At 70.3% G+C, this 12,557-nt stretch carries 7 protein-coding genes; 2 read left to right on the top strand and 5 right to left on the bottom strand.

Features of this window, described 5'->3' with window-relative positions:
• Nucleotides 1-49 precede the first annotated feature (49 nt).
• From OG776_RS08455 to OG776_RS08440, 4 genes are all read right to left on the bottom strand, one after another.
• Nucleotides 50-712: a deoxynucleoside kinase gene (locus tag OG776_RS08455; RefSeq protein ID WP_148011587.1), complete on the bottom strand. Its 663-nt coding sequence runs from the start codon at nucleotides 710-712 to the stop codon at nucleotides 50-52.
• Nucleotides 713-1,209: 497 nt separating this feature from the next.
• Nucleotides 1,210-1,806, bottom strand: a complete 597-nt coding sequence (gene thpR / locus OG776_RS08450; RefSeq protein ID WP_329319855.1) for an RNA 2',3'-cyclic phosphodiesterase — start codon at nucleotides 1,804-1,806, stop codon at nucleotides 1,210-1,212.
• A 176-nt stretch (nucleotides 1,807-1,982) separates the two neighbouring features.
• Complete coding sequence (locus OG776_RS08445) at nucleotides 1,983-3,302, bottom strand: right-handed parallel beta-helix repeat-containing protein (RefSeq protein WP_329319853.1); 1,320 nt, start codon at nucleotides 3,300-3,302, stop codon at nucleotides 1,983-1,985.
• A gap of 396 nt (nucleotides 3,303-3,698) precedes the next feature.
• Nucleotides 3,699-5,519, bottom strand: a complete 1,821-nt coding sequence (locus OG776_RS08440) for a cellulase family glycosylhydrolase (RefSeq protein ID WP_329319851.1) — start codon at nucleotides 5,517-5,519, stop codon at nucleotides 3,699-3,701.
• Nucleotides 5,520-6,278: 759 nt separating this feature from the next.
• On the opposite strand from OG776_RS08440, the gene OG776_RS08435 reads away from it, so the two are divergent.
• Nucleotides 6,279-8,411, top strand: a complete 2,133-nt coding sequence (locus tag OG776_RS08435; RefSeq protein WP_329319849.1) for a glycoside hydrolase family 6 protein — start codon at nucleotides 6,279-6,281, stop codon at nucleotides 8,409-8,411.
• Nucleotides 8,412-8,869: 458 nt separating this feature from the next.
• A complete protein-coding gene (locus tag OG776_RS08430; protein ID WP_329323674.1) occupies nucleotides 8,870-10,981 on the top strand; it encodes a discoidin domain-containing protein in 2,112 nt (703 codons plus the stop codon).
• A gap of 141 nt (nucleotides 10,982-11,122) precedes the next feature.
• On the opposite strand, the gene lpdA is transcribed toward OG776_RS08430, so the two are convergent.
• On the bottom strand, nucleotides 11,123-12,523 hold the full coding sequence (gene lpdA, locus OG776_RS08425) for a dihydrolipoyl dehydrogenase (RefSeq protein ID WP_148009752.1): 1,401 nt from the start codon (nucleotides 12,521-12,523) through the stop codon (nucleotides 11,123-11,125).
• Nucleotides 12,524-12,557: the final 34 nt, after the last annotated feature.

Here is a 12,557-nt window from a genome sequence, read left to right as displayed (position 1 = left end):
GACGGTCCTGACGATCCCGTCGCCGGGCGCACCCTCGCGGGACCCGGTCTCAGGCGCGGCGCCCGCCCTCCGCGAGAGCGTCCTTGACCTGGCGCGCCACGCGGGCCGCGTCCTCGGGGCTGTTCACCACATCCGTGTTGTTCATGTCGATGACGAGGACCTCGCTGGCCGAGTAGTGCTTGTGCACCCACTCGTCGTAGCCGGCCCACAGCGTTCGGTAGTACTCGACGAGGGTCTCGTCCTGTTCGAAATCACGGCCCCGCAGCCCGATGCGGTTCAGCACCGTCTCGAAGTCCGCCTTGAGGTAGACCATGAGGTCGGGCGCCTTGCGGTAGGGCAGGCCCTCGATCTCGTGCATCATCTCGTCGAGCAGTCCCTCGTAGACCTGCATCTCCAGGGCGCTGATCCTGCCCAGGTCGTGATTGACCTTGGCGAAGTACCAGTCCTCGTAGATGGACCGGTCGAGCACGTTGTCGCCCTGCTTGTACGCCTCCTTGATCGAGGCGAACCGGGTCCGCAGGAAGTAGAGCTGGAGCAGGAAGGGGTAGCGCTTGGCCTGGATCTCCTCGGGGCTCGCCGTGTAGAACAGCGGAAGGATCGGATTGTCGTCCACGCTCTCGTAGAAGACCTTGCTGCCCAGTTCCTCGGCAAGCAGTTCGGCAACGCTCGTCTTGCCGATCCCGATCATGCCTCCGACGACGATCACCGACATACCTCACTTCCCCTGCGGGTCTCCTGTCCGTGGGCGGGGTCCGCCGACGGCCCTCAACAAAACCATGGGCCGCCACCGGGCCGCGAAGGCACCCCCATTATCAGCCGGTACCGTTCGCCGAGTCCGGGACGCCCACTGTGTCCGACTGATCGCCCAGCGTGACCCGGCGCTTCCCGCGGACGGACTCGTGACCGGCGTCGTCGACCCGGCGTCGTGGGGAGCCATGAGGTGAGGCCACCGGTGTGCGCGGCGGCCCTCACCCGATCCCCCGTCCTCACCGGCGGGTCGGCTCACCGCTGCGCGACGCTGGCAGGTGACGGCTTCGCCACCACTTGCCGATGACCCCCTCGGCCCGGCGCGGACCGCGGCGGCGCCCCCGCACCGGGCCCGACCGGCCGTGTCCCCGCACCCGCTCCACCCTGCGCGCCCCGGGAGTTCCGGAGCGGGGGCGGCGGCCGGAGTGATTCCGTACCACCAGGCGGTCGGTGCCGGTCCGTTCAGGATCCGGCGCCGCCTCTGTCGCCGAAGTCCCACGCGTCGATGTCGCGGTAGTGGATCGGCCCGTGGCCGCGTCCGGCGTTGCTGCCGACCAGGTGCAGACGCCCGGCGGGCCATCCACGGCCGCTGAACCCGGCCAGCCCTCCGGCGATCTCCTCTGCCGAGGACCGGTCGCCCCGGGGGGCACGGGCCAGCGTCAGATGAGGGCGCAGGGGCCGTTCCTCGAAGGTGATCCCGCAGTTCCTGACGGTGGTGCGCACATCGGCGGCGAGTGTGTGCAGTGCGTCGAGGTCTCCGTCGATCCCGCTCCACAGCACGCGGTCGTCGAAGGTCCCGCTGCCGCGCACGGCCAGACACAGGGGCCGCCGGCCGGCCGCGAGACCGGCGAGCGGGGGCCGCAGCAGCGGCACGTGCCCGGTCGGCAGCTCTCCGAGGAACGCCAGGGTGATGTGCCAGTCCTCGATCCGGTTCCACCGCATCCGGGGATGGGTGCCGTAGGCGGGACGCAGCTCCCGGGCGAGTTCCTCCTTCGCGTGGTCGGGCGGGGCGAGGGCGATGAACACACGAACGGTCGCGGGTCGGGTCTGGTCGTTCACACCGGACTTCTTACCGCACCCGCGTGGCGGGGCGAGGGCCCGGGTCACCCGAGCGGCACGAGCCACGACGGACGCGCCGCGGCCCCTGCCGCCGGAGCCGGTCACGGGGCGTGGCCCGGTGACCGGCACCGCCCGGACCCTCGCCGAGCGGTGCGGGGGCGCGTCGTGCCGTCGGGTCAGCGGCGGGTGTAGTAGACCCTGCCGTCGTTGACCGAGGTGACGTCGCACAGACCGTCGCCGTCGACGTCGCGGAACCGGAGGTCGGCGATGCGTTCGTGCGACTGGTTGAGGTACACCCAGTGCTGGTCCCCGGCGCTGGTGGCGTACCACCAGGTCACGCCGGTGGTCATGAAGGGGTCGTCGACGCCGTCGCCGTCGAAGTCACACGTGCGCTGGTTGTCCCGGTTGGCCCCGAGGACGTTCCCGCCGTTGTCGTGCAGCCCGGTCTCGGTCTGGTCCAGCGCACCGTTGGTGAACGTGGTGGACCACCGGACGGTGTGGGCGAAGACGTTGTTCTCGACGTCGAACCCGACCGAGGGTGTACCGCGCAGTTTGATCTCGGTCGAGCTGGTGGACGGGAAGGAGTTGTAGGCGATGTCGGCGTACTCGCCCGCCGGTCCGCACTGGTAGTTGGAGCAGTCCCCGCGGCCGTGCATGTCGATGAGGTGCTCGTAGTGGTCCCAGCCCAGCAGCGAGAAGCCGAGCCCGGGGGACTCCATGAGGTTCCGGTACACGAGGTACCCGGTGCCGGGCCGGCCGTCTCCGGTGACCGAGTGACGGTTGGCCTGGAACTCGTTCCTCTCGATGAGAGCGTAGGCGCCGTTGTTCAGGGACACCCCGTATCCGGCACCGTGGTGGCTGCCGAACGCGTCCTCGATGCCGTTCATGGTGGGGTGCTGGTTGTCATGGATGTAGTTGTCGTGCACCCACACGGTGCCGGCGTCGGCCCGGTCGATCCGGTTGCCGGGATCCTGCACGGCGATCGCGGCGCCGCGCCATCGGGCGAACTCGTCGTGGTCGATCTCCACGTTCTGGCTGGACCAGATGTCGATCCCGTCGGCGTCCGTGGTGCCCACGGACGCCCCGGGGTCCATCGGCTCCCCGCCGTCGAACCTGATCCCGCTGATCCGTACATGGTCCGCGGTGCCGCCGTTGCCGTCCCCGACGGTGAGCAGGGTGCGCGGGAACGTCGTCGTGAAGATCCGCGGCCCCCTCGCGACGACCGTGCGGTCACCGATGATCCGGACCCCCGGTGCCACGGGTATCGCCGACCAGCCGCTCAGGTCGAGATTCACCGTCCCCGCGATCAGCACCGTCGCGCCGGGGGTCCCGACCGCCTGGACGAACTGGTTCTGCTGGTCGTCGGCCGTGATGCTGAAACTCTGCGCGTCGGCCGCGCGGTCGAAGGCTCCCGCGGGCACACGGGCCGACGCGGTGCCCCCGGACACGGCCAGCGAGGCCACCAGGGCCCCGGCCACCGCGAACAGCCGGCTCATTCTCGAAATGTTCATCCCTGTCCCGGTTCTCGACTCGACTGCTGAATCGGTGGAGCCGGCCCGGTCGAGGCCGCGCGCCCTCAAGAGCGCGCGGCCCGTGCCGTTCCGCGTCACCACCCGGGGAGTTGGGCGTTCCATTCCGTTCCGGGCCGTTCCACGGGGTGGACAGGGTCTCGCGGTCCGATCGACGTGCCGCCTCGTCTCAGCGGATGCTCCACACCTGGTTCGGCTGGGTGCCGCCCCCGCCGTAGCAGTCCCAGATCTGGACGCGGGTACCCGGACTCCTTCGGGATGCGTCAAGGTGAGGAGGGCGTCGCGTCCCGCCCGGCCGCGGGCCACCCCACGGCGAGGCGCCGTGCGGCGTGCCGCGGTCCGGACGGGACGGATCCGGGCGACCTAGGCGGCCCGGCAGCTCAGGGCCGGGGTACCGGCCCCGCCCGGTGCCGCCCCGAAGCCGAAGCCCGTCGAGGCGCCCGCCGCGATGGCGCCGTTGTGGTCGGCGTTGCTCGCGGTCACCGTTCGGCCGACCTGGCTGTAGGAGGCGTTCCACATCCCGGAGACGGTCTGGCCGCCCGGCCACTCCCAGGTGACCTGCCACGACCTGGTCGTCGAGGAGCCCGTGTTGACGACCGTGATGTCGGCGTTGAACCCGCTGCCCCAGTCGCTGCTCACCTTGTAGGCGGCCCTGCATCCGCTGGAGCCGCCCCCGGTGCCGGTGGTCGTCGCGGTGACCGGCACCGACGCCGGAGAGACGTTCCCGGCCGCGTCGACCGCCCGCACCGTGTAGTCGTAGCGGGTCCCCGCGGTGAGGCCCGTGTCGGTGAACGAGGTGCCGGTGGTCCGGCCGGCCTTCGCCGTGCCGCGGTAGACGTCGTAGCCGGTGACCCCGGTGTCGTCGGTCGACGCACTCCACGACAGGGACACACTCGACGCGCTGGTACCGGTCACGGCCAGTCCGGCCGGTGTCGACGGCGCGTTCGTGTCTCCGCCGCCGCCTCCTCCTCCGGTGAAGCCGGGTGCCTTGACGGCGGCGAGGTAGCCGTCCTTGACGGTGTCCACGGTCTGCCAGTCGTCCTTGAGGATGCCTCCCGTGTCGCCGGAGTTCGGATTCCACGACCAGAAGGTCCAGTTGAAGCTGTCGGCGCCGTATGCACCGGTGGGCCGCAGATAGTCGACGAGCGCGGCGAGCCACTTCTGGTCGACCGTCGACTGCAGAGTGGTGCCGAACTCCCCGAGCCAGACGGGGGCGATGTTCTGCTTGAAGAGGTAACCCCAGTTCTTGTCCCAGACGGCCGGCATGTTCGCCGGGAACGACGGGTCGCTGAACCAGGGTTGCTGCGCGACGCTGGTGGCGTAGTCGTGGGCCGAGTAGACGAGACGACCGGCGACGTCCAGTCGCACCGGCGCGGTGGCGGCCCCGGCGAGATTGCCGCCCCACCAGTTGCTCTGGCCGTTCACCGTCTGGACGCCCTCGACGAAGATCAGCAGGCTGGGGTTGACGGACAGGACCGCGTTGCCCGCCCGCTCGGCGGCGAGCCGCCAGTCGGTGTTCGGGTCACCACATCCCCAACAGGCCGGATCGTGCGGCTCGTTGTGCAGATCGATCCCGATCACCGCGGTGTTGCCCAGGTAACGCGCCGCCAAGGCCTTGAGGTCGGCGATCCACGTCGTCTCGGGGACGGCGGAGGTGTACCAGAGAGCCGACTGGGCCGAGGAGTCCGGCCGGTGGCGGTCGAGGACGACCTTGAGGCCGACCGAGCCCGCGTAGTCGACGATCCTGTCCATCACGTGAAGCGAGTCGAGGCCCTGCAGGTCGGTGTTCAGGCCGCCCGCGTAGGAGATGCCGTTGGGCTGGACGCCCTTGAAGATGTCGTCGCTGTAGGGCAGTCGGACGGTGTTGTAACCCAGGGCCCTCATCTGGTCGATCATCGACTTGTAGTCGCGTGACCAGAGGCCGTGCGCCACGTAGTCGGCCGTCTCGAACCCGAACCAGTTGACGCCGGCCATGCGCACCGGCTGGTTCTGCGCGTCGAGGATGCGACGGCCTTCGGTGTGCCAGTATCCGGCGCCGGCCGCGGCCCCCTGACGTGACGGGGACGAGGGTCCGGCGGCGGCTCGCGCGGGGACCGTGGCGGTCAACGGGACGAGAGCGGCGAGGGCCGCGGTGAGAAGCCCGATCAGGGCACGCCTGACGCGGATGGGGGGTGGATGACGCATGGTGGGGGGTCCTCTCCGGGTGGGAGCGCTCCCATTCTCGGGCGCACGTCTCCGGGCGGGCAGGCGGGTGGGCATCCGGCGTGACGGCTCCCGCGGACCGTCGGGAGTGTCCCGCTCCCGACGGCCGGCTCGTCGACGCCGGACTGCGCACATGGAAGCCACTAAGCGTGTCCGCGTCAATACCTCACGCAACGATCGGCTCCCCGTGCGGAGTTGTCGGCCACCGGTGCGCCCCGTTTCGGCCAGGCTCGCTCCGGCCGGGCCGCGCGGGGCGCTCGCGCCGGCCGTACGGATCCCCCTGTCGCGAGGGTTCCGGGTCCCCCGTGGCTCGCGCAGGTCGCGACCAGGCATCCGCCCGCGCGGTCGGTGACTGGGTCCGGCGCTGTGCACCAGATGGGCGATGGGCTGTCAGTGGCCGTGTTTCGACAGGGGTGTTGACATCCACGCTCCGGGCCCCGCACCTTGGGAGCGCTCCCACATGCGGTGCCCCCGTCCCCGCCGTCCACTCAGCGACCGGGCACCGTCCGCGCGCGACGACGAGAACGCCGGGCCCCCGCCCGGACGACGCCGCGGCGCGCTCCTGTTCGGCGGCCTCTCAGTTCCACCTCGTGCGACGCGCACGGTCGCACCTTCGTCGTGCCCGCACGGAGCACCCGTCCGGCGGACTGCCGCCCGGCGTGCCCGGACGCGGCACACCGGCCGACCGCCGGCGAGCCCGCACACCGACCGCACCCGCCCGCTCTCCCCAGGAGATGACCGATGCCTTCCCGTAGACCCGACTCCACGTCGCGCCGAAGCGGACCGAAGCGGACCGCCGCTCTCGCCGTCGGCGCCCTCATCGGGGCGCTGTCCGTCACCGCCCTCCCGACCACCGCGACCGGAGCCGCCAAACTCGACAACCCCTATGTCGGAGCGAAGGCGTACGTGAACCCCGACTGGTCGGCCAGGGCGGCGGCCGAGCCGGGCGGTTCGGCCGTCTCCGACCAGCCCACGTTCGTCTGGCTGGACCGGATGGCCGCGATCCAGGGCACCGCCGACGCCCGAGGTCTGAAGGCGCACCTCGACGCGGCGAAGGCCCAGGGCGCCAACCTCGTCCAGCTGGTCATCTACGACCTGCCGGGCAGGGACTGCGCGGCCCTCGCCTCCAACGGCGAACTCGGCCCCGACGATCTGGCCACCTACCAGAGCGACTACATCGACCCGATCGCCGCGATCCTCGCCGACCCCGCCTACGCGAGCCTGCGGATCGTCAACCTCATCGAGCCCGACTCGCTGCCCAACCTCGTGACCAACGCGGGCGGCACCGCGGGGTCCACGCCCCAGTGCGCCACGATGAAGGCGAACGGCAACTACGAGAAGGGCGTCGGCTACGCCCTGCACAAGCTCGGCGCACTGCCCAACGCGTACAACTACATCGACGCGGGCCACCACGGCTGGCTCGGCTGGGACAGCAATCTCACCCCGGCCGCACAGGAGTTCAAGAAGGCCGCCACCACGGGTGGCGCCACCGTGAACGACGTGACGGGCTTCATCGTCAACACCGCCAACTACTCCGCCACCAAAGAGCCGTACGTCAAGGTGACGGACACGGTGAACGGTCAGACGGTGCGCCAGTCCAAGTGGATCGACTGGAACCAGTACGACGACGAGAGCTCGTACGCGCAAGGGCTGCGCACCGCACTCGTCGCGCAGGGCTTCGACGCCGGTATCGGCATGCTGGTCGACACCTCGCGCAATGGCTGGGGCGGTTCGGCGAGGCCGACCGGACCCGGTCCGACGACGAGCGTCGACGCCTATGTGGACGGCGGCCGCATCGACCGGCGCATCCACGCGGGCAACTGGTGCAACCAGAGCGGGGCGGGCCTCGGTGAACGCCCGGCGACCGCACCCGACACGGGCATCGACGCCTATGTGTGGGCCAAGCCGCCGGGGGAGTCGGACGGGGCCAGCCAGGCCGTCGACAACGACGAGGGCAAGGGCTTCGACAGGATGTGCGACCCCACGTACACGGGGAACGCGCGGAACGGGAACAACCTCACCGGCGCACTGCCCAACTCCCCGCTCGCCGGGCACTGGTTCTCCGCCCAGTTCCGCCAACTGCTCGCCAACGCCAACCCGCCGCTGAGCGGTTCGGGCGGCGGTGGCGGTGACACGCAGGCCCCGACCGTTCCCGGTGGCCTCGCGGTCGGCTCCACGACGAGCAGCAGCGCCACCCTGAGCTGGAGCGCGTCCACGGACAACACCGCCGTCACCGGGTACGACGTCTACCGCAACGGCACCAAGGTCGGCACCGCCACCACCACGTCGTACACCGACAGCGGTCTCGCCGCGTCCACCACCTACACGTACACCGTCAGGGCCAAGGACGCGGCCGGCAACGTCTCGGCCGCGTCCACGGCGGTGTCCGCCACCACCAAGGCCTCGGGCGGCGGAGGAGGCACGCCGGGCCTCAAGGCCCAGTACAAGAACAACGACTCCGCCACGGGTGACAACGGGATCAGGCCGGGCCTCAAGCTCGTCAACGGCGGTTCCGCCGCGGCCGATCTGTCCAAGGTGACCATCCGTTACTGGTTCACCGGGGAGTCCTCGGCCGCCGGTTACCAGACCTTCTGCGATTGGGCACAGCTCGGCTGCTCCACGGTGAAGACCTCGGTCGGCACCGTGTCTCCGGGCCGCACGGGCGCGGACCACTATCTGGAGGTGGGCTTCACCTCCGGTTCGCTGGCCGCCGGAGCCGACAGCGGAGAGCTGCAGTTGCGCATGGCCAAGTCGGACTGGTCGAACTTCGACGAGTCGGACGACTACAGCCGGGGCGCCAACAGCTCCTACGCGGACGCTCCCAAGGTGACCGTGTACGTGGCGGGCACCCTCGTCTGGGGCACCGAGCCGTAGAGAGGGCGGAACGGACGGAGGGCCGGGGCGTCGCCGCCCCGGCCCTCACGCCGTTCATGGCGGACGGACCGGGTCCCGTCATGACGTGTCGCGGCGCACGGCCGAGACGGGGGAATCGCGGGGGCGGCGGTCGCCCGCAGGGCGCCGGATCCGGCCCTCGGGGCGCGTCGGGGCCCGGCCGACGGCCGTGTTCAGCGGTTCACCGGCCCGCGAGGACATAACGGGCACGCAGGGTCCTGACAGCTCAGCGGCCTTCACTTTTTGAAGGCATACCCGGACCGGGGAAAGCCGGCCGCCCGATTCCGTTCACAGCCTTGACGTGTCAGCAACAAGGCCGTAACCATCAGTCATCCGGAGAGCGCTCTCTCGTTCGGCGACCAACCACAGGAGACGCCGTGAGTGGAAGACCCCCGTACCGCTTATTCCGCCGCACCACACCACGTTCGCCCCGAACCGTGCTGTTCGCCGTCGTCACCGCCCTGCTGGCGACCTGCCTGCTGGCCCTGGTGCAGGCGCCCGCCCAGGCGGCCGGAACGCTGCTGTCGCAGGGCAAGCCCGTCACCGCCTCGTCCACCGAGAACGCGGGCACGCCCGCCTCCGCCGCGGTGGACGGCGACGCCGGTACGCGCTGGTCCAGCGCCGCCGCCGACCCCCAGTGGCTGCAGGTCGACCTGGGCTCGACCGCCACGGTCGACCAGATCGTCCTGAACTGGGAAAGCGCCTACGCCACGGCATACAGGATCCAGACGTCCGCGAACGGCACCTCGTGGACCGACATCTACTCCACCACCACGGCCACCGGCGGCACCCAGACCCTGACCGTCAACGGCACCGGCCGCTACGTCCGTATGTACGGCACGGCCCGTGCCACCGCCTACGGCTTCTCCCTCTGGGAGTTCCAGGTCTACGGCAGCGGCGGCAGCGGCGGCACCGGATGCTCCACCACCGACGCGGCGCTGAACAAGCCCGCCACCGCCTCGTCCACCGAGAACGCCGGCACCCCCGCCTCGGCCGCCGTCGACGGCCGGAACGACACCCGCTGGTCGAGCGCCGCCGCCGAACCGCAGTGGATCCAGGTCGACCTGGGCGCCACGCAGAGCATCTGCGGCGTTCAGCTCAGCTGGGAGGCCGCGTACGGGAAGGCCTACCAGATCCAGGTCTCCGACAACGGCACCACCTGGACGACCGTGTACCAGACCTCCACCGGTGTCGGCGCCACCGAACTGCTCACCCTGACCGGCTCGGGCCGCTACGTCCGCATGAACGGGACGACCAGGGCGACCCAGTACGGCTTCTCGCTCTGGGAGTTCCAGGTGTTCACCACCGGGACCACCCCGCCACCGGGCGGCGGCAACGCCGTGCTGCTCTCCTACAAGAAGCCCGCCACCGCCTCCAGCGCCCAGGACGACGCGCAGTGCGGCGGCTGCACCCCCGCCAAGGCCTTCGATCACGACCCGGCCACCCGCTGGGCCACGGCCGCGGGCAGCGGCTGGACCGACCCGCAGTGGATCAGCGTCGACCTCGGCGCGAGCGCGCACGTCACCCAGGTCGTCCTGCAGTGGGACCCGGCCTACGCCAGCGCCTACCGGGTCCAGGTCTCGGCCGACAACACGAACTGGACCGACGTCTACTCGACGACCACCGGCACGGGCTTCAAGCAGACCCTGAACGTCGACGGCACCGGCCGGTACGTGCGGATGTACGGCACGGCGCGCGGCACGGCGTACGGCTACTCCCTGTGGACCTTCGACGTGTTCGGCACCGGGGGCAGCCCGACCGCCCCGCCACCGAACCCGCCCGACCCGGGCAACCCCCAACACGTCGTCTTCCAGGACGACTTCAACACCGCCGCCGGCACCACGCCGGACGCCTCGAAGTGGACCCAGGACACCGGACCCGGTGTCAACGGTGAGCTGGAGTACTACACCAACGGCAGGAACACCACGATGGACGGCGCCGGGAACCTCGTCATAGAGGCCCGCAAGGAGGTGACTCCGGGCTCCAGTTGCCCCACCGACCCCCTGACCGGTTCCACGACCTGCCAGTACACCTCGGGCCGGATCAACACCTCCGACCACTTCAACTTCACCTACGGACACGTCGAGTCACGGATCAAGGTGACCGGCACACAGGGACTGTGGCCCGCGTTCTGGCTTCTGGGCTCCAACTTCAAGACCGGTACCCCGTGGCCGGCCTGCGGTGAGATCGACATCATGGAGCACATCGGCAAGGTGCCGGACACCGTCTACTCGACCCTCCACGCGCCCGCCTACAACGGCGGCGGTGGCTTCGGCTCGCCCTACCAGGTGGCCGGCAGCGACTTCTCGTCCGCCTTCCACACCTACGCGCTGGACTGGGACTCCAGCCACATGACCTTCAGTGTCGACAACAACGCGTTCTTCACCGTCGCCCGGTCGACCCTGGAGACGACGAAGGGCCCGTGGGTCTACGACCACCCCTTCTACATGATCCTCAACAACGCGGTGGGCGGCGACTGGCCGGGAGCCCCGAACGCCACCACGGTCTTCCCGCAGAAGATGCTGGTGGACTACGTGCGCGTCTCCCAGTAGCGGAGCGGTCCCGGTCCGACCGGCCGCCGGGCCCTGGGGCGAGATGCGCAGGACATCCCGCCCCAGGTACGGTCCGGTTTCCGGGACCTGCCACCGCCTGCCCGCCGCGGGGGAGAGCGGGTCGGCGGCCGGGCGCTCGGGTCACATGTTGATCATGTGGCCCGCCAGGCCGTGGACGGCCTCCTTGACCGCCTCGCCGAGCGTCGGGTGGCCGTGCACGTTGCGGGCGACCTCATGGACGGTCAGATCCCACTGCTGGGCGAGTGTCAGCTCCGGCAGGAGTTCGGTGACCTCGGGGCCGATCAGATGGGCGCCGAGGAGTTCACCGTGCCGGGCGTCACTGAGGATCTTCACGAAGCCCGCGGTGTCGCCCAGGCCGTGCGACTTGCCGTTGGCGGTGAACGGGAACTTCGCGACCCGCACGTCGAAGCCCCTCTCGCGGGCCTGCGCCTCGGTCCAGCCGAAGCTGGCGATCTGCGGCTGACAGTAGGTCGCGCGCGGGATCATGACGTAGTCGAGTTCCATGGTCTCCGCGTCGGCGATCGTCTCGGCCGCCACGATGCCCATCGCCTCGGCCGCGTGCGCGAGCATCAGCTTCGCCGTCACGTCACCGATGGCGTAGATGTGCGGGACGCTCGTGCGGCACCGCCCGTCGATGTCGATCGCCCCGCGGTCGGTGAGCCGGACCCCGGTGTTCTCCAGCCCGTAGCCCGCCACGCGCGGCTGGAAGCCGATCGCCTGCATCACCTTGTCGGCCTGGAGCGTCTGACGCTGACCGCCCGTGGTCACCATCACCTTGACCGAGTCACCCGAATCGTTGATCGCCTCGACGCGGGTGGAGGTCAGCACGTTGATGCCGAGCCGCTTGTAGCGGCGGGTCAGCTCCGCGGAGACCTCCTCGTCCTCCAACGGGACGATACGGTCGAGGAACTCGACGAGGGTGACCTCGACACCGTAGTTGTGCAGGACGTACGCGAACTCGACCCCGATGGCACCCGCGCCCGCGATGATGATGCTCCGCGGCAGCGTGTCGGCCAGGATCTGCTCCTCGTACGTCACCACCCGCTCGCTGAGCGAGGTGTTCGGCAGCAGTTTCGTGGTGGCGCCGGCGGCGATGACGCAGTGGTCGAACGTGAGGGTCTCCGTGCCGCCGTCGGCGAGGTCGACCCGCAGGGTGTGGTCGTCGCTGAAGACGCCGCGGCCGGTGTACTGGGTGATCTCGTTCTTCTTCATCAGGTAGTGGACGCCCTTGACGCGCCCGTCCGCCACCTTGCGGCTGCGGGTGAAGGCCGCGCCGTAGTCGAAGGTGACCTCCCCGTTCACCCGGATGCCGAAGGTCCTGGCCTCCTGGGTGAAGATGTGGGCGAGCTCCGCGTTGCGCAGCAGCGCCTTGGACGGGATGCAGCCCACGTTGAGGCACACTCCGCCCCAGTACTTCTCCTCGACGATCGCCGTGCGGAGCCCGAGCTGGGCGGCCCTGATCGCCGCGACATATCCACCCGGGCCGGCGCCCAGGACCACCACGTCAAAGTGTGCGCTCATGGCGGCCAGCCTAGGGCCGTTCACTGGATCACGC

It is taken from the genome of Streptomyces sp. NBC_01689 (genome assembly GCF_036250675.1).
Lineage (GTDB): Bacteria > Actinomycetota > Actinomycetes > Streptomycetales > Streptomycetaceae > Streptomyces.
This window is presented reverse-complemented; position numbering and strand designations above follow the sequence as displayed.